23 protein-coding genes are annotated in these 23322 nt (G+C 33.1%); 11 read left to right on the plus strand and 12 right to left on the minus strand.

The genetic code is table 11. The features are described 5' to 3' along the window. Nucleotides 1–68 precede the first annotated feature (68 nt). Complete coding sequence (locus Q0975_RS08470) at nucleotides 69–437, plus strand: hypothetical protein (RefSeq protein WP_299435269.1); 369 nt, start codon at nucleotides 69–71, stop codon at nucleotides 435–437. Here Q0975_RS08470 and Q0975_RS08475 read toward each other — a convergent pair. From Q0975_RS08475 to Q0975_RS08485, 4 genes are all read right to left on the minus strand, one after another. Then, on the minus strand, nucleotides 434–3445 hold the full coding sequence (locus tag Q0975_RS08475; RefSeq protein ID WP_299435271.1) for a GEVED domain-containing protein: 3012 nt from the start codon (nucleotides 3443–3445) through the stop codon (nucleotides 434–436). The genes Q0975_RS08470 and Q0975_RS08475 overlap by 4 nt on opposite strands. A gap of 177 nt (nucleotides 3446–3622) precedes the next feature. Then, entirely contained in the window at nucleotides 3623–3766 is a 144-nt protein-coding gene (locus Q0975_RS28500; RefSeq protein ID WP_366888533.1) for a T9SS type A sorting domain-containing protein, read from the minus strand. Between the two features lie 78 nt (nucleotides 3767–3844). After that, entirely contained in the window at nucleotides 3845–5380 is a 1536-nt protein-coding gene (locus Q0975_RS08480) for a glycine--tRNA ligase (RefSeq protein WP_299435273.1), read from the minus strand. A 143-nt stretch (nucleotides 5381–5523) separates the two neighbouring features. Then, nucleotides 5524–6405, minus strand: coding sequence for a hypothetical protein (locus Q0975_RS08485; RefSeq protein ID WP_299435276.1), 882 nt, complete (start codon nucleotides 6403–6405; stop codon nucleotides 5524–5526). Nucleotides 6406–6564: 159 nt separating this feature from the next. Here Q0975_RS08485 and Q0975_RS08490 point away from each other — a divergent pair, with 159 nt between their 5' ends. Both Q0975_RS08490 and Q0975_RS08495 read left to right on the plus strand, forming a co-directional pair. Next, a complete protein-coding gene (locus Q0975_RS08490) occupies nucleotides 6565–7164 on the plus strand; it encodes a ComF family protein (protein ID WP_366888425.1) in 600 nt (199 codons plus the stop codon). Nucleotides 7165–7223: 59 nt separating this feature from the next. After that, nucleotides 7224–8837, plus strand: a complete 1614-nt coding sequence (locus Q0975_RS08495; RefSeq protein ID WP_299435280.1) for an Ig-like domain-containing protein — start codon at nucleotides 7224–7226, stop codon at nucleotides 8835–8837. On the opposite strand, the gene Q0975_RS08500 is transcribed toward Q0975_RS08495, so the two are convergent. The 3 genes from Q0975_RS08500 to Q0975_RS08510 form a co-directional block, all read right to left on the minus strand. Then, nucleotides 8824–9612 carry an amidohydrolase gene (locus Q0975_RS08500; protein ID WP_299435282.1) on the minus strand — a complete coding sequence of 263 codons (789 nt, stop codon included), beginning with the start codon at nucleotides 9610–9612 and terminating at the stop codon, nucleotides 8824–8826. The two genes, Q0975_RS08495 and Q0975_RS08500, sit on opposite strands and share 14 nt — an antisense overlap. Before the next feature lie 56 nt (nucleotides 9613–9668). Beyond that, complete coding sequence (locus tag Q0975_RS08505) at nucleotides 9669–10877, minus strand: tRNA modification GTPase (RefSeq protein WP_299435285.1); 1209 nt, start codon at nucleotides 10875–10877, stop codon at nucleotides 9669–9671. A gap of 281 nt (nucleotides 10878–11158) precedes the next feature. Then, a complete protein-coding gene (locus Q0975_RS08510; RefSeq protein WP_299435287.1) occupies nucleotides 11159–11611 on the minus strand; it encodes a hypothetical protein in 453 nt (150 codons plus the stop codon). A 232-nt stretch (nucleotides 11612–11843) separates the two neighbouring features. Between Q0975_RS08510 and ileS the strand changes: the two genes are divergently transcribed. From ileS to Q0975_RS08550, 8 genes are all read left to right on the plus strand, one after another. After that, nucleotides 11844–15248 (plus strand): isoleucine--tRNA ligase, encoded by a 3405-nt coding sequence (gene ileS, locus Q0975_RS08515; RefSeq protein ID WP_299435289.1) that lies wholly within the window; start codon nucleotides 11844–11846, stop codon nucleotides 15246–15248. Between the two features lie 4 nt (nucleotides 15249–15252). After that, nucleotides 15253–15636 (plus strand): TraR/DksA C4-type zinc finger protein, encoded by a 384-nt coding sequence (locus Q0975_RS08520; protein ID WP_299435291.1) that lies wholly within the window; start codon nucleotides 15253–15255, stop codon nucleotides 15634–15636. 128 nt (nucleotides 15637–15764) lie between these two features. Further along, the gene (locus Q0975_RS08525; RefSeq protein WP_299435293.1) at nucleotides 15765–16298 is read left to right on the plus strand and encodes an RNA polymerase sigma factor; all 534 of its coding nucleotides are present in this window, start codon (nucleotides 15765–15767) and stop codon (nucleotides 16296–16298) included. 4 nt (nucleotides 16299–16302) lie between these two features. Continuing rightward, entirely contained in the window at nucleotides 16303–17094 is a 792-nt protein-coding gene (locus Q0975_RS08530; RefSeq protein ID WP_299435295.1) for a HEAT repeat domain-containing protein, read from the plus strand. Nucleotides 17095–17126: 32 nt separating this feature from the next. Further along, nucleotides 17127–17885: a DUF4097 family beta strand repeat-containing protein gene (locus Q0975_RS08535; protein WP_299435297.1), complete on the plus strand. Its 759-nt coding sequence runs from the start codon at nucleotides 17127–17129 to the stop codon at nucleotides 17883–17885. A gap of 32 nt (nucleotides 17886–17917) precedes the next feature. Further along, complete coding sequence (locus Q0975_RS08540) at nucleotides 17918–18631, plus strand: DUF4097 family beta strand repeat-containing protein (protein ID WP_299435299.1); 714 nt, start codon at nucleotides 17918–17920, stop codon at nucleotides 18629–18631. Nucleotides 18632–18713: 82 nt separating this feature from the next. Beyond that, nucleotides 18714–19334, plus strand: coding sequence for a hypothetical protein (locus tag Q0975_RS08545; RefSeq protein WP_299435301.1), 621 nt, complete (start codon nucleotides 18714–18716; stop codon nucleotides 19332–19334). Nucleotides 19335–19376: 42 nt separating this feature from the next. Continuing rightward, the gene (locus Q0975_RS08550; RefSeq protein WP_299435303.1) at nucleotides 19377–19988 is read left to right on the plus strand and encodes a lipoprotein signal peptidase; all 612 of its coding nucleotides are present in this window, start codon (nucleotides 19377–19379) and stop codon (nucleotides 19986–19988) included. A gap of 4 nt (nucleotides 19989–19992) precedes the next feature. Here the strand turns inward: Q0975_RS08550 and Q0975_RS08555 are convergent, their stop codons facing one another. The 5 genes from Q0975_RS08555 to Q0975_RS08575 all read right to left on the minus strand — a co-directional run bounded on the left by Q0975_RS08555 (nucleotide 19993) and on the right by Q0975_RS08575 (nucleotide 23311). After that, a complete protein-coding gene (locus Q0975_RS08555; RefSeq protein WP_299435305.1) occupies nucleotides 19993–20382 on the minus strand; it encodes a response regulator in 390 nt (129 codons plus the stop codon). Between the two features lie 75 nt (nucleotides 20383–20457). Beyond that, on the minus strand, nucleotides 20458–21024 hold the full coding sequence (locus tag Q0975_RS08560; RefSeq protein WP_299435307.1) for a 5-formyltetrahydrofolate cyclo-ligase: 567 nt from the start codon (nucleotides 21022–21024) through the stop codon (nucleotides 20458–20460). 3 nt (nucleotides 21025–21027) lie between these two features. Then, nucleotides 21028–22005 carry a succinylglutamate desuccinylase/aspartoacylase family protein gene (locus Q0975_RS08565; protein WP_299435309.1) on the minus strand — a complete coding sequence of 326 codons (978 nt, stop codon included), beginning with the start codon at nucleotides 22003–22005 and terminating at the stop codon, nucleotides 21028–21030. Between the two features lie 5 nt (nucleotides 22006–22010). Further along, entirely contained in the window at nucleotides 22011–22883 is an 873-nt protein-coding gene (gene rimK, locus Q0975_RS08570; RefSeq protein ID WP_299435311.1) for a 30S ribosomal protein S6--L-glutamate ligase, read from the minus strand. Beyond that, the gene (locus Q0975_RS08575; RefSeq protein ID WP_299435313.1) at nucleotides 22880–23311 is read right to left on the minus strand and encodes a RimK/LysX family protein; all 432 of its coding nucleotides are present in this window, start codon (nucleotides 23309–23311) and stop codon (nucleotides 22880–22882) included. The genes rimK and Q0975_RS08575 overlap by 4 nt, the downstream gene beginning before the upstream one ends. Nucleotides 23312–23322 lie beyond the last annotated feature (11 nt).

A 23322-nucleotide genomic window follows, 5' to 3' on the forward strand; every position in this document is an offset into this window, starting at 1 on the left:
TTTTTTCTCATCTTTATATAAAAAAACTAAATATACATTACAACTCTTAAACCTAAATCAATACAACAATGAAAAAAAATCTCAAAATTTGCATCATACTGGTTTCCTTATTTTTATATAGCTGTATCACTACTCAAGGAACTGACGGAAAAAAGGGTGAAGATGGAAAAGATAGTTCTCAACTTATAGATTCTAAAGAAATGATAGAAAAAGGGTTTATCAAAGGAACATTATCCATTAGCAAATCCGAAGGTTGCTCATATATTCTTACAGTAGAGAAATATACAGATAAGTTAGATCCTATAAACATTCAAGATTTTTTTAAGGTCGATGTGCCCGAAAAAGTATGGGTGAAATACAGTGATTTAAGAATGAATAGTAGATGTAGCGAAGCAAGACCAGTCTCGATAACAGAAGTAAACAAGCGTACTGATTAATTTACAGAAAACTTAACTGATTTTCCAGTTTTACTACTACCTAATCTAACAAAGTAAATCCCAGAACTTACGTAAGACATATCAAGCAAATATGTAAACCTGCTATTTGCATCTTTCTCGACAAAATTGGAAACTATTGTTTGTCCTGTAATAGTGAATATGCTTAATCTGAGAATGTTGTCTGCATTTGCATCACTCATAGTGATCAAAAACCGATCATTAGGCTGACTAATTACCGTAAGATCAGAATTCGGACTTGTATTCTCGCCTATTTCTACGGTATAATCATGAGTAGTCCCAAACTGCATAGAACCACAAGGATCATTAAGATCTGCACCATTATTTGTATTTGTATCTCCAGCCCTAACTCTTAGTAAATGAGTTCCCAAAGGCGCATCAGCATCTAATGAAAAAAGAAAAGTCTGACCAACATTTTCTTCAGCAATTACTTGATTACCTATAATCATTTCTTCATCTTCAAAAATAGTATCATCATCATAATCTATCCATAGGGATAATTGTTCTGAATCGCCCTCCGCAAAACCTACCTGAACAGTTAATGCGTACACTCCTATTGATCTATCAAGATTGATTACCATATCCGTAAAATCTTCATAACCACTTCCACATTCAATATTTTGATTAGAGATATTTGACAATTCAAAAGAGGATAATCCATCACCAAATCTTTGACAATCTGAGCTTGGAGAACATAATCGATGTTCAATTACCCTTGTTATTACATCATTATTAGTGTCCTCATCTATAGCCAAAGCAGTTCCTATCTCAAATGTATAGCTTGCAAATTCTGATAAGTCTGCAGTTCCTGTAAAGGTGTATTCTGCAGATTCTCCAACTGCTATGGTTCCTGTATATATTTCATTGACAGGAGTTCCTCCATCCAGTGTATAAAAAACTGGAATATTAGACTGAGGAAATCCTCCATAATTTCTAATTACAATCGTAACAATTTCAGTAGAAGAAAGACCTCCTCCTGATACTGGAGACACCAAACTGATTACTCCTACATCATTAGGAAATAGATTAGTAACTTCTTTCGTAGCACAATCATTCTCTGGTGTTACATCTCCAACTTGGTTTGTTTCTGCTGAAATAAAAACATTGTTCCCAGCTGTTAAATCCGCAGTCGTATTAAACGTAAATGAAGCTGTTTGTCCAGCTGTAATAGATCCTGTGAAAATCTCGTTCACAGCCGTTCCACCATTAACAGAATAACTTACAGGAATATTACTTTGTGTTGTGGTACCAAAATTTTTGATAGTAACCGTTATAACTTCAGAAGTAGTAAAAGTAGCATCTTCTGGAGTATCAATACTAATAACACCTACATCATTTGCTACATTCTCTGCAATTTTAAATACCCCAACAATATTTCGAGCATTATTTCCAAAATTCTCGAAATATTCTGCAATATGCCAGAATGTTTGATCATCAATAGGGTCTACCGTAATCTGCGCATAATCACCATAACGATTTCGAGTAGTCCTATCCACATCAGTACCCACAGCGATTGTTTGTTCTGCAAAAGTCATGGTTCCTAAAGGGTCATCCGCCAATCGCCCAGTATATCTTACGGAAGCAAAACTATCAGTATTAGCACCGTCATCTATAGTTCCCATGGTTGTATACCCCATTCCGATATTACCAAAAATATCCATAGCCATACTTGCACACCAAGCACTTTTACCTCCTGGAGAAGTATATGTTCCTTCCTGAAAAACAGCCCATGGCTGACCATCTCCATTTTGTCTAAGTTCATACCATCTAATTGCAGATATATTATCCGTGTCTGGACGATCATCGATATCTACCGGAAAGTTAAGTACAACAGCATTATAATCACAAAACCTTCTGTAGTTAGTAGCATACATTACAGTCCCTTGAAGCACATCAATATCTTGACCATCAGTTCCGGGTTGCGGAAGATTAGCAAAAGAACCACCATCAAATGTAGAATCAAAAGGAGTTATATTTCCATTACCTACCGTTAATTCCTCTGCTTCAGTTATTGTAGATTGTTGTGGGTTAATCCAATCAATACTAATTGTCCATAATTTTAATGCATCTTCATTAACTCCTTCCCAAGCATCATCCTGAAAATAAATAATCTTAGCATCTCCTTTAGGTGGAAGCGTGCTACCAATTGCATTAAATGACGCTGGGCTATAAAACCCTCCCACTCTTGCTCCTGGTAGAGGAAATCCTATCATTTGAGCAGTGTCAACACCTGCTAGCATTTGCTCTCTATCAATAACATATACCACTTCACTCGTCATTTGCTGTCCCTGATCTTTATTAGCAGTTATATAATAACCATCTGACCATATAGAGAATTTTGGATAATCCGGAAAAGTATTTCCTGTTCTGAATCTATATGTAAACCAACCGTCATTTACAGGATCCGGTCCCATACTTATAGCTATTAAAAATCCGTTATCCGGATTACGAGTACCACCGACTCCATCAAACTGTGTTATCACAAATCGATCAGCAAAACTATCATAAAATACTATTGGATCTCCAGTTGTTTCTCCCGGCCATATATTTGCCAAAGAGGTAGAGGGTACTAAAACATTTCCGTTTCTGTCATGTATCGCGAATGCAGAGTTTTTAGCACTTATATAATGATTAGGACCTATTGCCCCTGTTGGATCTGATGGAGAAGTTGAACTAGAATTAGATTCAAAAACTAATGAAGGTGTTCTATTAATCCTTGTATTACTTGCATTTTTTTGTTTTCGTAATAAAGGGTCTCTTCCTTTTGGTAACCCTTTGCCTGGTACAATTTTATTAGCATCTGCTCTCTTAGGATTCACTTCTCCTTCTCGAACCACTTCAGGAATCAATTTCTTACCAATCAATGATCTCACTTCTTGCATATAATCGGAAGAAGTAACCAATGTAGCAGTAGCGGTTTTTTTATCTTGAGAAAAACCAACTATACAGAAAAACAAAAAAGAAAAGAAAGCTATCCTTTTCAGTAACATAAGAGAATTTTTAAGATGAGAATTATCTCGATTTTTGGTCTAAAATACAATTAAACTTCAAAATATGGCAAAAACTAAACACTTAATCCATACTTGTAATAGGAAACAAAGGAGATTTCTTACAAATGAAACCTCCCTTGTTTAAATAAAATAAATTATGACGAGTGTTAAATTAGCTTATCTAACAATTATTTTCTCAGTTATTCTATTAGAGTTATCTCCAATATTTACTATATAAACACCAGAAGCTACGCATAAGATATCTACATCGTACTTATACACTCCTTCTTCATTCTTAACTATATAATTAAACAGGTAAATCCCTTAAAACCCTAAAAAATTAATAATTGAACAAAAAAAAGCCGCTCAAAAAGCGGCTTCTTTTTTATTATTGGTAGTTTATTTTAACCAAAATTCAGGATCTACTTTTTCTGATATAATAGATTTTAGTTCTGAAATCGGAACACGCTTCTGTTCCATAGTATCTCGATCTCTTACAGTAACCGATTGATCATTTAATGTATCATGATCTATGGTAATACATATTGGAGTTCCAGCAGCATCTTGTCTTCTATAACGACGACCAATAGCATCTTTCTCATCATAAGCTACATTAAATTTCCATTTAAGATCTTCTACAATCTTTTCCGCAACCTCTGGTAATCCATCTTTTTTAACTAATGGTAGAATTGCTGCTTTTACTGGCGCTACCACAGCAGGCAGTTTCAATACGACTCTGCTAGATCCATCTTCTAATTGTTCTTCTTGTAATGCTGTAGCAAATACGGCAAGGAACATTCTGTCTAACCCTACAGATGTCTCTACAACATAAGGCACATAGCTTTCTTTTAACTCTGGATCAAAAAATTGTAATTTTTTACCAGAAAATTCTTCGTGTGCTTTTAGATCAAAATCTGTTCTGGAATGAATCCCTTCTAATTCTTTAAATCCAAAAGGGAAATTAAATTCTATATCAGCAGCTGCGTTTGCATAATGAGCTAATTTATCATGATCGTGGAAACGATAATTTTCTTTTCCTAAACCTAAAGATAAATGCCAGTTTAAACGTGTTTCTTTCCAGTACTCATACCATTTCATTTCTTCTCCTGGGCGTACAAAAAATTGCATCTCCATCTGTTCAAACTCACGCATCCTGAATATAAACTGTCTTGCTACAATCTCATTTCTAAATGCTTTACCTGTCTGAGCAATTCCAAAAGGAATCTTCATTCTACCAGTTTTTTGAACATTTGAGAAATTAACAAAAATACCTTGCGCTGTTTCTGGTCTTAAAAACAAATCTGTAGCGGACTCCGCAGAAGCTCCCAGTTTAGTACCAAACATTAAATTAAACTGTCTAACATCTGTCCAGTTTTTTGATCCTGTATCTGGATCTGCAATACCTAATTCTTCTATCAGAGCTTTCACATCAGCTAAATCTTCATTTTCTAAAGATTTTGCCATACGCTTCAATACTCTCTGTTGTTCCGAAAGATATTTTACCACTCTTGGATTTGTAGCAACATATTGTTCTTCATCAAAAGAGTCTCCAAAACGTTTTTTAGCTTTTGCTATCTCTTTTTGAGCCTTTTGATATTGTTTTTCGGCATAATCCTCTAACAATACATCGGCTCTATATCTTTTTTTAGAATCTTTGTTATCAATAAGCGGATCATTAAAGGCATCCACGTGACCGGATGCTTTCCAAGTAGTAGGGTGCATAAATATTGCAGCATCTAGTCCTACAATATTCTGATGCATATACACCATACTTTTCCACCAATACTCTCGTATGTTCTTTTTTAGTTCTGCTCCATTCTGTCCGTAATCATATACCGCACTCAATCCATCGTAGATCTCACTAGAACCAAAAATATACCCGTACTCCTTAGCATGGGCTATAACCTTCTTAAATTTATCTTCTTGATTTGCCATGGCGCAAAAATAACTGAATTTACATGAATTGAAAACGAATTTATTTAATTAATGATGGGATAAAGGAATTTCTGACAAAAACATAAAAAAACCACCGTATTACTAATAACATGGTGGTTCGTATATATATTTTGAAAACTCTTCTATTTCAATTCAAACTGCGTATTATCAATCATTCTAGGACCAGAGAATAAGTTTACTACATAATTTCCTTTTACTAACTCTCCTTCAGCAGCATCTACCAAAACACAAACATCTAAAGCATCATTTTCATAAAAAACTTTATTACGTCCACTATAAGTAAGTACAGCATCATCAAAGTTTACAGAAACTTTATCTCCAATTAAATTATTTTCAGGATTAATTACCTGAACAAATAAATCTTTATCGCCTTTTTCTGTTAATTTATTAGGTGAAAGCGTAAAACATACTCTAACTTTTTCTGCTCTACTCGATCTAGCTGTTGTAGTAATTTTACCACTATTACGAACTCTAACACCTTCTGCTTTGATACCTGAAGCCTGTAATGCAGATCCTCTTTCTACAATTTCTGCCAATTTATTATTCTGTGTTGCCAAAGAATCAGAGAACACAATTCTTTCGGATAAAGCTGTATTAGTACTATCTAAATCAGTCGCTAACTGAGCATTAGCTGTTGTTAAACTATCTGCAAGTTTAAATAATCTTTCACGCTCTTTTTTCAGCTTGCTTACTTCTCTTCTGTATCGTGCTATCAATGCTACATTTGCATCATAGTCCTTTAAGCTATCCAGTAAAACAACAACACGTTGCTTTTCTTTAAGTAAATGATCATCCATTACTTCATTTAAAGCAATAGCATTATCATACTTTGTTATCAATTCCCCTAATTCGCTTTCAATTAAATCCTTTTCTTGTTGCAAAATTGCTTTTTCTCTCTTTTCTTCGTTGTAAAACTTATACGTGAAGATCCCCAGAATTAATAATAGAGCTCCAAGAACACCAATTAGTATCTTAAGGGTCAAGTTATTGTTTTGAGTTGTCATAATAAATTTCTAATTTTTGATGGTTACGTTAAATAGTAAATTTAGTTAAATATAGTAATTAATGTTAATTGACCTAATATGCTAAGCGACTTGGCTTATTTATTTTATCCTATATATTGTGCTGCTTGTGACAACCCCCTACATAAAAACGAAAGGATCTTGTGCACTTCCTGCAGACACAAGCTCCCATTAGGTAATTTTCATAAAGTAAACGCTAAAAAGATCGAAAAAGTATTTTATGGGCGAGTCAAAATAGAAAACGCCACCTCTTTATTGGTGTTTGAAAAGGATGGTTTAGTGCAAAACCTCATCCATAATCTTAAGTATAGAGGTAGAGAAGAAATAGGAAAAGAACTGGGTATCTGGCTAGGCCAAGAATTAGCTCAATCCACTGTTTATCAAAATATTGACACAATAATACCTGTACCTCTTCACCCTCGAAGATTAAAAGAAAGAGGGTTTAATCAAGTAGAGGAATTTGGAAAGGAAATCGCTAAAAAACTTAACGCAGAATACATTGATTTTGTTTTGAAAAAAAATTCCTACAATCAAAAACAATCAAAAAATAGTCGTTTAACACGTTGGAAAAACACTTCTGAAACATTTGGAGTACAGAATGAGTCCTTATTGATAAACAAACATATTTTAATTGTTGATGACATTGTAACCACAGGCTCTACTATTGAAGCGTGTATACAGGTTCTTCAATCAATTCCTGGTATCAAAATAAGTATTGCAACCATGGCTATCACCGTGTAGATTTTTTGTTTGTTATAAATAGTCGTTTCTTTGTGTTTTTTAAAATTGTAATGGAGCATATGTATAAAAAATCCTATACGTTATTATTAACTGCTTTTTTCTTATTCTTGATTGTTAGTTGTGCCAAAAAAGGTACTATAACTGGTGGAGAAAAGGATGAAATTCCTCCAAAATTTGTGAAGGCAACTCCTCCTAACTTTTCAACAAATTTTGATAAAAACGAAATTCGGATATATTTTGATGAATATATAAAATTAAATGATCCTCAGAAACAGATCATTATATCTCCTCCAATGGATCCCAAACCAGAGATAACACCATTAGGAGGTGCTAGTAAATACATAAAAGTTAAATTTATAGATACCTTATTAGAAAACACCACATACAGCATCAATTTTGGTCAGAGTGTAGTAGACAATAATGAAGGCAATCCTAATCCTTTTTTTAGGTATGTTTTCTCTACAGGAAATTCTCTGGATTCTCTAAGAATACAAGGAGTTGTTGGTGATGCCTTAGAGAAAAAAGCAGATCCTTTTATAACCGTTGCTTTATATGAGGTTGATGAAAACTACACCGATTCTTTAGTGTTTCATGAAGTCCCGAGATATGTAACAAGTACATTGGATAGTATTAGTTTTGACCTTGACAATTTAAAAGAAGGGAAATATAAATTGATTGCTTTAAAAGACGCTGCAACCAATTATACATACCAACCAAAGCAAGATAAAATTGGTTTTTATGAAGAAATAGTAACGCTTCCTGCAGATACAGCAAAAGCTTTTAAAATAGATTTATTTAAAGAGATTTTAGACTTTAAAGCCCTAAAACCAAAGCAAGTATCTAAAAATGAAATTATTTTTGGGTATGAAGGTCTTGTAGATTCGATGAAAATCCATTTAGTAAGTAAAGCTCCGGAAAATTTTGAAACCAGAATTCTACCTGATAAAGCAAAAGACACATTACACTATTGGTTTAAACCTTTTTTTGAAGCAGATTCTTTAATTTTCGAAGTAACCAATGCAAAAAATTACAGAGATACTTTAGTAACAAGGTTTAAGGATCAATACAAAGACTCCATAAAATTAACTAATAATGTAAAAGGAAGTTTAACTTTTAATCAGGATTTTACACTTTTTTCAAACACCCCAATTGAAGCTATTGATGAAAAATTCATCTCATTAATAGACAAAGACACTTTAGAAATTCCTTTTTCTGTACAATTGGACAAAATCAAAAATGAAGCAGTATTCACTTTCGAAAGAACAGAAAGTAATGCATATAAAGTACAATTACTACCTGAAGCTATTACCGATTTTATTGGCAATGTAAATGATACTATTAATATCAATTTCAGAACTAAAAAACTAGCAGATTACGGCACTATCTTTTTTACACTTCAAAATGTTAAACAATATCCGGTTATAATTCAGGCAACCGATGAACAAGGAAAATTTATTGACGAAAAAGTAGTAACTAAAGAAGAAACTACTGTCTTTGACAACTTAGATCCAGGTAAATACAATTTACGTATCATTTTGGACGCCAATAAAAATGGAATATGGGATACGGGTAATTTTCTAAAAGGGATTCAGGCAGAGCAAGTAGTGTACTATCCTCAGCCAATCGAGGTTAGAGCCAATTGGGAATTAAAACAAACTTTTATTTTGGAATAATCCGAAAGCTATCGGCATCTTCCAAAAAAGGTAACTTTTTGCGAATAGTATCGATGCGAGATTTATCTAACGTTACAGGTAAGATAGCTTCTTTTTCAATTGGATTTTCTTCTAAAACAGAATTTCCTAATACATCATAGACTGCAGAATGACCATTGTATTCATATCCTTTACCGTCTAATCCCACTCTATTGACCCCAATGCAATACGACATATTTTCTATAGCCCTGGCTTTTAGCAGAGTATCCCAAGCATTTATTCTTGGTTTTGGCCAACTAGCAACATAGATAAGTAAATCATATCCAGATGTATTTCTTGCCCATACAGGAAATCTAAGGTCATAACAAACTTGCGGTTTAATTTTCCATCCTTTATAATGAATAATCACCTCTTCATTTCCTGCTGTAAATACTTCCTCTTCCTTAGCTAAGGTAAATAATTGATGCTTATCATATTTCTGAATTGTACCATCAGGTTTCACAAAAAGAAAACGATTATAAAATTTTCCGGAATCCTGGATAATAATACTTCCCGCAATAGCACACTCTTTTTCTTTAGCTAATTTTTGTAACCAACTAATAGTTTCACCATCCATGGTTTCAGCAACTTCAGCGGCATTCATGGTAAATCCAGTATTGAACATCTCTGGCAAAATAATCAGATCTATATCATTATGTATGGATTTGATCTTTTCTGTAAAAACCGCCCTATTCTGAATCGGATTTTCCCAGGCTATATGAGATTGGATTAAGGCAATGTTTAAGGTAGTGTTCATAGTCTAAAAATAATGAAATTTGCCTTTTTCATCTAACATTTTTTAAACCATCTTAATTAAAATATAGTATAACCAAAAGCAATAGAAAAAGAACTGTAATTAGAAGACCAAAATGTATATCTCTTAAAAAGATCTCTATTAAATCCATATCGAGCTTCAACACTGTACTTATTTTTATATCTATATCCAAAACCAAAAAACAAATTATTCCAAACATCCGCACTCTTCACGGATTCAACATTATTTGACCTATTATTTTTGAACTCTAAAATATCCGAATTAAGATTAAAATCTAAAGTAACACCTCCTAAATTTGCAAACAATGCAGATTTATCGTTTAAAAAAAAATAACGCCTAACTCCAATAGGAATTTCTATAGAACTATAACTCGCTTCTACTTCTCTCTCAGAATCTAATTCATCAGAATGGTATGATTGAAACGTAGGTTCAAAAATAAGAGACCACCTATTGTTTTTAAAAGGAAAAATATATTCAACTTCAAGACCGATCCTCGGCCCTAGTTTTCTTCCAAAATCAAATTCCTCAAAGCCTGCCTCAGGATTACTGGCTTTAAAGGAAGCAAAAGAAACTCCTGGTCTAATACTTATATTTAACCCCCCTTTATTTTCTTTTCTTTTAACTATTATATAATTTGGATCAACACAACTGTTATACTTTTCAAAATATTTAATTAAATCATTTCTTTTGTATTCTAAATTTGACAACTCCTCATACTTGGTTTTATCGCATCTTACATTCGTCCATAGTGTTCGTTTATACTCATCATTTTTAGTGACTTCTGAGCCTTTTAAATACATCTTATAGACAAGCTGATTAATTTCAACTTCTTTTATCTCATAAAAAAACCTTACTAAATTACTTTCCTTGTACGAATACAGGTTTGCTTCACCTGTTACCAAAACCTTTAAGAAAAGAGTTTCTTTCTTAAAATCAGGGTTCATTTTGCCATCCAAAAAACTTAATTTATCACTTGAACGGCCCATCTTAACAGTAAATCTTTGGTATTTAGTTTTATCAGTAATGACGAATTCCGAAACATTTGCAATACTATTATCTAAGGACTCCGAATCAAGTGATAATTTATATTTAAAAGATGTAGGGTTATTTTTCCAATCCGAATTCCTTATAAAGCAATCAGTTTTTGTTCCATCATTAGATATAAAATATCCTTTTTCATATCTAGTCTGGCCGTAGCTGTTAAATGTAAAAATTGTTATAAAAGCAAGAAGTAAAAATTTATTCATAAGTAAGTATGAGAGTCTATGCTCTCAAATTATTTTAAGGTTAAATACACAAGGGTCTTAAAAATTTCGAGCGCAAATTTATATTAAAAATCTATTTCTAATCACTAAAAACAGGATTCATTAAGATCCTTCTTAATACAACTGTTGATTTCGTTATAAGTATGTGTCAAGACAGAGCAAAATGTTACCCTGTTATTGGCAAATCTTCTCTGGAGTTTGATTTTTTAACCTTGTATTTAACTGGTATGACACTATAGGACTTAATGTTATGAATAGTTCTCTTAGTCAACAATAACCTCATCAAAATGAGCTACCTTCTTTTTTGAAGAAATTGAAATTGTATCAATTTGTGACCTCTCTATTTTATTTATATTATTTTCTTCAATAATGAAATCTATTTGAGTGATACTTTTATTCGATACATTAGAAAAGTCGGATTCTATTTCCTGCATATCCGAAACTAAATTCAATTCAAAATTCTGGCCAGCAATCAAAAGATTTGCTCCCTTCCATGTTTTAATATGAAAACTCCCTATAACAATTGTTTTTACATAGTAATAACCTGCTAACTCAACAACATCCATATAGATCTCATTCAATTGAGATTTAGCAAATAGCGTCCCTTCTACTTTAATTATAACATCTTCAGTATAGGTATCGACGTGCAATTTTTCCATAGCTTTTACATTACCAAGAGCTGCTTGCACTTTTAATATAGAACGTTTTAAACCCATAATTCTCATTTAGACTCCAAAAATAACTTTTCATTTAAAATAGCTGCCATTCTAACTTACATTTTATATCCTATTTTATTTACAAGTTTTAGATTGAATTAAAACAATGATAAATATGTTATTTGATAATCAAAATTTCATAACCTAATAATCATCAATATTTGAACTGTTTCCTCTCGTCATTTTTCCAGAAAATCCTTATTTTCGCACACTTAATAGAAAGAACGATCAAATGAGCACGAAGTTTCCTGAGTATAAAGGACTTGACTTGCCAAAAGTGGCAGATGATATACTAGAATTCTGGCAGCAGAATAATATTTTCGAAAAGAGTATTTCTGAGCGTGAGGATGCGACTCCTTTTGTATTTTTTGAAGGACCACCATCCGCGAATGGATTACCGGGAATCCACCACGTAATGGCTCGTGCGATTAAAGATATTTTTTGTCGTTATAAAACCCAAAAAGGATTTCAGGTAAAACGTAAAGCTGGTTGGGACACCCATGGACTTCCTGTAGAATTAGGAGTTGAGAAAGAATTAGGTATCACTAAAGAAGATATCGGTAAAAAAATCACTGTAGAAGAATATAATGAAGCTTGTAAAAAAGCGGTAATGCGTTATACTGATATCTGGAACAATCTTACCGAAAAAATTGGATATTGGGTAGATATGGAAGATCCATACATAACCTACAAGTCCAAGTATATGGAAACAGTATGGTGGTTACTTTCGGAAATTTATAAAAAAGGGTTACTGTACAAAGGATACACTATTCAGCCATATTCACCAAAGGCAGGAACAGGATTAAGTTCACATGAACTTAATCAACCAGGAACATATCAAGATGTAACTGACACAACTGTGGTGGCTCAGTTTAAAGCTAAAAAAGAAACACTACCTTCATTCTTAACAGATGTGGCAGGTGATATTCATTTCTTAGCCTGGACAACTACTCCTTGGACATTACCATCGAATACCGCATTAACTGTTGGGCCAAAGATTGATTATGTCGTTGTAAAAACTTTCAATCAATATACTTTTGAACCGATTAATGTGATTCTGGCTAAAAATCTAGTTGGAAAACAATTTGCTGGAAAATTTATCTTAGCAGAAAATGAAGAAGATTTAAACTCATTTAAAGAAGGTGACAAGAAGATTCCATATTTCTTACTAAAAGAATTTAAAGGAGCTGATCTAGTTGAAATCCGTTATGAACAACTGTTAGACTACGCAACACCTCATGACAATCCTGAGAACGCTTTTAGAGTGATTTCTGGAGATTTTGTAACTACGGAAGATGGTACAGGAATTGTGCATACTGCACCTACTTTTGGTGCAGATGATGCTATGGTAGCTAAACAAGCTACACCAGAAGTTCCACCACTACTGGTAAAAGATGATAATGATAATCTTGTACCACTAGTAGATTTACAAGGTAAATTCACAAAACATATGGGTGAATTTGGTGGTAAATATGTAAAAAATGAATATTACACTGATGGTGAAGCTCCAGAGAAATCTGTAGATGTAGAGATTGCTATCAAACTAAAAATAGAAAATAAAGCCTTTAAGGTTGAAAAATACGTGCACAGTTATCCCAACTGCTGGCGTACAGATAAACCTATTCTATATTATCCATTAGATTCTTGGTTTATAAAAGTAACCGATTTTAAGGATCGTATGCACGAATTGAATCTAGGCATCAACTGGAAACCAAAAGCAACTGGCGAAGGACGTTTCGGAAACTGGTTAGCAAATGCTAATGACTGGAATTTATCTCGATCTCGTTTCTGGGGAATCCCATTACCGATCTGGCGCACAGAGGATGGTAAAGAAGAAATAATGATCGGTTCTGTAGAAGAATTGAAAACTGAAATGCAAAAAGCTGTAGATGCAGGTGTTCTGGAAGCCGATATTTTTGCAGATTTTGTTATTGGAGATATGAGTGAAGACAACTATAATAAAGTCGATCTTCATAAAAATGTAGTAGATAAAATCACCTTGGTTTCTCCATCGGGAAAACCAATGAATCGAGAAAGTGATTTGATCGATGTATGGTTTGATTCTGGATCTATGCCGTATGCACAATGGCATTATCCTTTTGAGAATAAAGAAAAAGTAGAGTCTGGCGAAAGAAAAGCAGATTTTATTGCAGAAGGTGTCGATCAAACTCGTGGATGGTTCTATACACTTCACGCTATAGGAACTATGATTTTTGACGATGTAGCCTATAAAAATGTAGTCTCTAATGGTTTAGTCCTAGACAAGAATGGCCAGAAAATGTCCAAACGATTAGGGAATGCTGTAGATCCTTTTGATACATTAAAAGCTTATGGTCCTGATGCTACCAGGTGGTACATGATCAGTAACGCTAATCCTTGGGATAATCTAAAGTTTGATTCTGAAGGAATTGCAGAAGTACGTCGTAAGTTTTTCGGTACTTTATACAATACATATTCGTTCTTTACACTATATGCAAATATTGATAATTTTACTTATGCTGAAGCTGATATTCCATTAGCAGAACGTCCAGAAATTGATCGATGGATTCTTAGTGAATTGCATACGTTAATCAAAAGTGTAGACGAGTATTACAATGAATATGAGCCTACAAAGGCTGCCAGAGCTATTTCGGATTTTGTTCAAGAAAACTTGAGTAACTGGTTTGTTCGTTTAAGCAGAAGAAGATACTGGAAGGGTGATTATCAGAAAGATAAAATCTCTGCATACCAGACTTTATATACCTGTATGCTTACCGTAGCAAAACTGGGAGCACCAATCGCACCATTTTTTATGGATCGCTTATACAAGGATCTTGTTTCTAATTCAGCACAAGAATCTTCTGAAAGTGTTCATTTGGCACATTTCCCAGAATATGATAGTTCATTTGTTGATAAAGCTTTAGAACATAAAATGCAAAAGGCACAATCTGTATGCTCTTTGGTTCTTTCTTTACGACAGAAAGAAAAAATCAAAGTGCGTCAGCCACTACAAAGAATTATGATTCCTGTACTAAATGATGAGGATAAAGCTGAAATCAATGACATTGCTGGTCTCATAAAAAGTGAAGTAAATGTTAAAGAAATAGAGTTACTCGATGATGCTTCCGGTATATTAGTGAAGCAAATAAAGCCGAATTTTAAAAATTTAGGCCCTCGTTTTGGAAAAGATATGAAATTGATTGCCAATAAGATACAATCTTTTGATCAGGAAACAATCAAAATTCTTGAACAAACTGGAAGTTTTGACATAGAAATTAATAATAAAATTATTACATTAGGAACCGATGATGTAGAAATCAGTTCTCAGGATATTGAGGGTTGGCTAGTTGCAAATTCAGGATCTCTTACAGTAGCCTTGGATATAACCATAACTCCAGAGCTCAAAAAAGAAGGGATTGCCAGAGAACTTGTAAACAGAATCCAAAATATTCGTAAGGATAGTGGATTAGAAGTGACTGATCGTATAGAAGTTATAATAAAAGAGAATAAATCTATACAAGATGCCGTTGCAACTAATGAAGCATACATCAAGAATGAAACCTTAACCGAGACAATTGAATTTGCAACAAATGTAATAAATGGTACAGAAATTGCGTTTGACGACATTGCAACCCAATTGGTAATTAAAAAACAATAAGAGTATGGCAGCAGATGTAAAAGTAAGGTATAGTGACGCCGATTTAGCGATGTTCAAGGAAATCATCGTTGACAAAATGGAAAAAGCGCAGAAAGATTTAGAATTACTTCAGAGCGCTTACAAAAATGATGGTAATAATGGTACGGATGATACTTCTCCGACATTTAAAGCTTTTGAAGAAGGAAGTGAAACCATGTCTAAAGAAGCAAATACACAATTAGCAATTAGACAGGAGAAATTCGTACGTGATTTAAGAAATGCAATTCTACGTATTGAAAATAAAACATATGGAATCTGCCGTGTAACCGGAAAACTTATTAATCCAGAACGATTAAAGCTTGTTCCGCACGCAACACTTAGTATAGAAGCTAAGAATATGCAGAGCTAACAAACCATAAAATATCGTAAATTTAAAGTGCTTTCTAAATTAGGAAGCACTTTTTTTTATTCCCATATGTAACCTTTTTAAAAAACTAAGGTATTACTAATAGAAGCTAACCAAAAAAGAGTGACATCTTGAAAAATTTAACTGACGAAGAATTAATGGTTCTGGTATCTAATGGCAATTTAGATATGATGAGTATCCTTTTCGAACGATATCATATAAGAATTTTTAATTTTTTATTAAAAATGACAAGAGATCGAGATATCAGTCAGGATATTACTCAAGAAGTTTTCTATAAAGCCATAAAATATAGAACTTCTTATAAAAAAGGTAAGTTTTCCTCTTGGATCTATACTATCGCCAGAAATATCTTTTCTGATCATTATCAAAGTCAGAAAAATAAGGAGCAACGATTAGATGAAATTGAATACAAAATAGAACGAGAAGAAACTGATGGTATAGAAAAAGGTGAAATTAAAGAGCAATTAAACAAAGCATTAGGACGATTAAATCAGAATGATCGAGAATTGGTCATCATGAGCAGATATCAAGGTATCAAATATCAAGAAATTGCGGAAATAACAGGATCGACAGCAGGAGCTGTAAAAACCAAAGTACATCGAGCAATTCATAAACTAAAAGATCATTACCTACAAAATGTATAAAGACATGAACTGTAAACAAATAGAAGAACTACTCATCGATCATCTAGATGGTAATTTAGACCAGAAAGAGCATCAAGTAATTACAGCTCACCTTACAACTTGTAATAGTTGTAAAGAATCATTGCAAGAACTACAATTAGTTTTTGATGAAATTGATAATGATCCGGAGGAATTACCAGATGCAAGTATGAAGGTGAATTTTGAAGAAATGCTTGAAAAAGAAAAAGGCAAATTAAACACACCTACAGTAGTTACATTAGATCAATCGTCCAAAAACTACTGGAGAACAGCATTACAAATAGCCGCTACAATAGCCTTAGTTTTTTCAGCATATTTCTATGGAAAACAACAAAACAATGATTCCTTTTCGCAGGAAATGGCAGTATTAGAAAAAGAAAAAGTACAATTAAAGCAGGAAGTAACCATTTCTCTTATTGAAAATGAATCCGCCAGTATGCGTTTAAAAGCAGTAAACTATGCGGAAGAATTTGAAAAACCTGGAAATGAGATATTAAGAGCTCTAATTAATAAAATGTTTTACGATGATCATATTAGTGTGCGACTAGCTGCAGCAGAAGCACTTATTAAATTTTCGGATTTAGAAATGGTACGTAAAGCACTAATCGATGCTTTGGAAATGGAACAAGATCCAGGCATGCAAATTGAATTAATTCAAATACTAGTGTCTATGCAGGAAAAACGCGCAATTCCTTCTATGGAAAAGTTGCTTCAGAACGAAGAAACACCTAGTTATGTAAAAGATCAAGTAACTATTGGTCTACCAAGTTTAATTTAAAATTTCAATCAAAAATCAATAAAAAAGAACAGATGAAAAATATAGCAATTGCAATAGTGCTTTTTATAACTATTGGACACATACAAGCACAAGGGGATTATACACAATCCTTACAAGGAATTAAAAACGTGACAATCGGATCAGAATCTGGAGTAAAAATAAAAGCCCACGATAAAAATGAATTGTTGATTATAGGGAATGGTCGCAAGATGCCTGAAAAAGCAAAAGGACTAAAAGCTGTATATGCTGGAGGAAGTGACAATACAGGTTTTGGAGTATATGTACAAAAAGAAGGAGGAACACTGATCGTTAGAAACCTAAAAAATATGCATAGCAAAACACTAGAAATATTTCTTCCTAAGAGCATCAACATTAAAGTAGAAAGAAGCAATTTGGGTAGCTTGGTTGTAAATGGCTTTTCATCAGAAATCGAAGCTACAACTAATGTCGGTAGTATGACATTTAGAGATGTTACCGGTCCTATAGTTGCCAAAACAGCTACTGGAGAAATTAATATTGTATTCAACAAAGTAAGTCAGAACTCACCAATTTCTTTGATTTCCGCAACTGGAGCCATTGATGTTAGCCTTCCTAATAACACCTCAGCAAATCTAGAAATGAAAACAACAATGGGTGAAATCTTTACAGATTTCGATATTAAATTTCCAGTTCCAGAAAGTGGTTTGAAAGTAGTCGGTGGCAAGAGAACTATAAAAACAGAATTAAATAATGGCGGAGTAGAAATCAGCCTAAGATCATCAACAGGTAATATTTATCTGAGAAAACAATAAAGAGGTCATACATCAATCAAAAACAAAAAATCATGAAAATTTTAGTAAATCTTATCGCATTATGCTGTATAACATTTCAATTAAATGCGCAAAAAGTAATTGAAAAAGAAATCACTACTTCTGCCGATCGAATTAACATAGAGTTCAAATTTGCTGAAGATATTGTCATCAAGACCTGGGACAAAAGTAATGTCTACCTTAAGGCCGAAGTAAGTATCAATGATGGAGAATTTGATAATTATTTTGATCTGAAAATAGACAACTCTTCTTCCGTTTTAGACATAGAATCTAGTTATGGTGATTTATTCAAAAAATGGAATAAAGAACGAGGATCTAATAATAAGAATAATTGGGGCCCTTGCAATAACTTAGATATGGAATCTAATTACACACTTTACATTCCTAAAAATGTTAGTTTGAGAATAAAAAGTATATCTGGGAATGTTATCTCAGAAAACTATCAAGGAGAGCTAGAAATTGATATTATTAGTGGAAATATCGATATCAAAAAGTATGGTGGAGAATTAACTCTAAAAACCATTAGTGGCGATATTGATATTAATATTTCTCAATCCAAGTTATTGGCAGAAACTATTACCGGTCTTATCTATTCTGATAAAGAAATGGAGTTTGATCAGGGAAAAAATAGAGTGGTAGGCAGTAAGGTAACGGGAACCTTTGGCAACGTTAAAAGCAATTTACATCTTAAGACAATTAGCGGAGATATCTTTTTGAGAAAACAATAGTTTCTAACCAAATACATCCAATCTTAAAGCATTAAATTTCACCATGTGGATAAAACAAGGAAAAAAGCTACCTTCGAAAAATATGAAGAAGCTTTTTTTCTTTTTTCTTTTTATTCAGCTGTCGGTATCGATACAATCTCAATCAAGTTTTAACAAAAGCATTGACGCGACTGACCTGACGGAAGTTTTTATTATGTTAGATAATACATTTGAGGTAGAAGTAACCAATACCTCTGAAAACAAAATCATAGTAAGTGCTTTATCAGAAGGAGAATATCAAAATAATGTATTGATAAATGTAAAGCGGAAGGAAAACGCTCTTACCATTCTTGATGACATTCAACCGTTTTCTGAAAATCACAATGACAAGTTAAGTGCTCATAAAGTAATTGTATTGAAAGTAAAAATACAAGTACCTCAACATCTTAGCGTAACTATTACATCCAGACTTGCTTCTCTGGAGTTAAAAGCCAAAATAAAATCATTGTTTGTAGAGCTTAACTCTGGAGATTGTCTACTACATGATTTTATAGGTAATGCCATCGTTAATACCTTGGAAGGAGATATTACAGTATATACTAAAAATGCAATAATTAATGCATCAACCAAATCAGGAGTGATTAACTCCGATAAAATTTTTGGAGAACATCAAATCAAATTAAAATCCATTACTGGAAATATTAGTGTTTACAAAACAAAATAAAACACTATTTTTGTCCGTCAATGTATGAAATAAGAGAAATTTATGTCCCTAAAGAAGTCTATTTTAGTTATAATCTTAGTTCTGCTAATAGATCAGATTTCCAAAATATATATCAAGACTAGTTTTACACTACATGAAGAAGTACCTGTTTTTAGTTGGTTCCGAATTGTATTTGTAGAAAACAAAGGAATGGCTTGGGGATTTGAACTTCCTGGAAATTACGGAAAACTTGTGCTTACATTATTCAGATTGGTTGCGATTACCGGTATTGGATATTGGCTATATGACTCTGTTCGTAAAAACAGTTCCAGAATCCTAACATTTTGTATTGCTTTAATTTTTGCTGGGGCTTTTGGGAATATTATAGACTCAATACTTTATGGAGTTATTTTTAATGCGAGCACTATGACTCAAATAGCTGAATTTATGCCAGAAGGTGGTGGATATGAAAGTGTGTTTTACGGGAAAGTAGTAGATATGATCCAATTTACTTTTTATGATGATATTTTACCAGAATGGATTCCGTTCTTTGGTGGCAAACCTTTCTCCTTCTTTGACCCTGTATTTAATGTTGCAGATTCTGCTATTAGTATTGGTGTGTTCTTACTCTTAGTTTTTAACAAAAGAGCTTTCCCAAAGAAAGAAGAAGCATAATCACTTAAACTAAGATTTTTTCAAAATCATCTAATTTAATCGGTTTAGTTAGATAATCTGAAACCACTTCAATAGATTTTGCTCTATCAATATCTCTGCTGTCAATAGAGGAACTTACTACATACAACGCTATTTTTTCGCTGATTTCATGCTTGATTTTTGTGAATTCTCTTAAAAATTCCCATCCATCCATAATGGGCATATTAAGATCAAGGAATACAACCTGAGGAACAATCTTTTCTTTTGTATCTTCTATAGAATCAATAAAAAAATCTAATGCTTCCTTACCATTATTAAATACGATTACCTTTTCCGACAATCTCTTTATTTCAATAATTTTACTAACTAAATTAACGTACATGTTGTCATCATCTATGATGCAAACACTCTTCATAATATGGGGCATGCTGGGGTAAAATTAAAATCTTAATACACTATAACTACACATGACATTAAAAATTGCGCATCATTAGTTAAAAGTATATATGTCTGATGGTGTCACACAATAATCAAGTTGAATATCTGTGGTCAAAACTTCGTTAATCCCTTCTTCAGAAGCAAAAAAAGAAAGTCCAATTTTAAGAGTTTTAGGATCACACTTGGCTAAAAATTTATCATAAAAACCTTTGCCATAACCCACACGATTTCCTCTATGATCAAAAGCTAATAATGGAATAAAAACTATTTCTATTTTATCTTCAGGAATTGGGATTCCATCCATTGGCTCAGGAATGCCCCAAGAATTTACCTTTAGTACTGTGGAATCAGTAAGTAAGATATGCTCTAATGTATTATTCTTAAAATTACTCTTAGACACGACTACATTTTTATCTTTTCCTTGTAAGATATGAAGTATAAATTCCGTGTTAATTTCTTTATGTTTCTGGATAGATAGAAAAATATGATAAAACGATTGCTCCCAAATTGGTAACTTCAGTAAATTATTTGCAATATCCATGCTTAAATCATCAATCTCTTGTTCACCGAGTTGGGATCGCATTTCTTTATACTTAATCCTTAGTTCTTTCTTATCCATTTGTTATGAAGCTAATTCTCTTGTAATCCTAAAAATAGCATCTCCTTTATACACGATAGGAGACTCATTCACATTAATTATATATCCAGGGTTTGTAGCTTTTACTACATGTCTCATTTTACCATATGGATCTGTAATTGTAGCTAGTATTTCTCCTTTATCTACATGTTTGCCAATTGGAATTTTAATATGTAATAATCCACTATATTTCGCTCGTATCCAAAAGCTTTTTTTAATAACGATGCTGCTTTCTGCTTTACTGGGTATGACAAACTCCGGTTTCAACATTTCCAGATGCTTTAATATCCTCATAGTACCAAGTACGCCTTCTACAGCAATATCTCTGTTACTGTTTTGAGATTTTCCACCTTCAAACAATAAAATATCTACCTCTTTTTTTGCACATGCAGAACGATAAGATCCGTCCAGATTTTTGGACAAAAGAATAAATGAAGTATCAAATACTTTGGCCAAAGCCACAAGTTTCTCGTTTTTAGGATCAACTCTAATATGTGGCGCATTAAATCTACTTGCTCCTCCTGTATGAAAATCCAAACAAAAATCTGCTACTGGTAAAATTTCATTGACAAACTGATATGCAAAACGACTAGCTAATGAACCATTTTTAGTTCCTGGAAATACTCTATTAAGATCCCTTCCATCAGGAAAAAAACGGTTCATGCTTAAAAAACCAAATACATTAAGAACAGGAATACATATAACAGTTCCTTTTGCAGGTTTGTTAATTTTTTTGGCGATAATCTGACGCACAACCTCTACTCCATTAATCTCATCTCCATGAATTCCAGCTGTAATTAATATTGTTGGTCCCGATTTTTTTGATCGTTCAATAATGATAGGAATTTCTACTTTTGTAGAAGTGTATAGGTTAGCTATATTAAAATTGATTGTTTTGCTAGTACCAAGCGGAATATTTTCTCCTAAAATACTCAGGATATCGTTTTCTTCAGTTGCTGTCATATTGTTTATACACTTCTTTCTATAAAACGAATAATTGATTTCGCGATATCTTTTCCAGTCGCTGTTTGAATGCCCTCTAAACCTGGGGAAGAATTTACTTCTAATATAAGCGGTCCTCTTTCACTCTGCAGCATATCAACACCTGCCACACCAAGTTTTAAGGACTTAGCGGCCTTTATTGCAGCATTTTCTTCCTCATCTGATAATTCGATAATTTTTGCACTACCTCCTCTATGTAAATTTGATCTAAACTCACCCTCTTTCCCCTGTCTTTTCATAGCACCAACCACCTGTCCATCAACAACTAATGCTCTGATATCAGAGCCCTTAGCTTCTTTAATATATTCCTGAACGATTACTCTTGCTTGTAATCCATTAAATGCTTCTAATACAGATTCTGCTGCTGTTTTAGTTTCTGCCAATACAACTCCCAACCCTTGCGTACCTTCTAACAACTTGATAATAAGCGGCGCGCCTCCTACATGAGATATAACTTCAGAAACATCTTTAGAATAATTTGTAAATACAGTCTTGGGCAATCCCAAACCAGCTTTAGAAAGAATCTGGAGACTTCTTAACTTATCTCTAGAATTTACAAGTGCCTGAGATTGTATGGTAGTAAAAACATTCATCATCTCGAACTGTCTTACTACCGCAGTTCCATAAAAAGTAATAGAAGAACCAATTCTAGGAATTACCGCATCTACATGATCCAATTTTTTCCCTTTATAATAAATTTCAGGTTTTTTCTTTTCAATCACAATATCACAACTTAATGGATCAATTACCTGAACATTATGTTTACGCTTTACCGCTGCTTGAACTAGGGCATTGGTAGAATACAAACTCGCACTGCGAGATAATATTTTTATATTCATTCGGATTTTAAATTATAAGATTGGTCTTCTAACTGCGGATCTACCAAAAATTTTCCACTGAGAAATTTACGACCAATTAACAAAGGAAAACGCATATCATCACGAGAAGATAATGTTAATGTTATAGCATGTGTTTTGCCAAATAAAGTGATTTTTGTTCTAATAGCATATCTAATTTCCACTTTTCCATTACTACTTTTAACTGCAGTAATATCATAGTTCTTAAAAGTGAATTTTTTGCCATTATACTCGGGATGAGTAGGGTCAAGAAAACGACACTCTAATATATGACCAACCTCTTTGATTTCTTTACAATGTATTGAAGATGTATAAGCACCTGTATCAACTTTCGCATCAATACCTTCTAAAGCCAAAAGGGGAAAATCTACTTTATCTGTCCTTCCAATTATTTTTTTCTGATCCTTCAAAAAAATACCTT

This window comes from uncultured Aquimarina sp., from assembly GCF_947500065.1.
Lineage (GTDB): Bacteria > Bacteroidota > Bacteroidia > Flavobacteriales > Flavobacteriaceae > Aquimarina.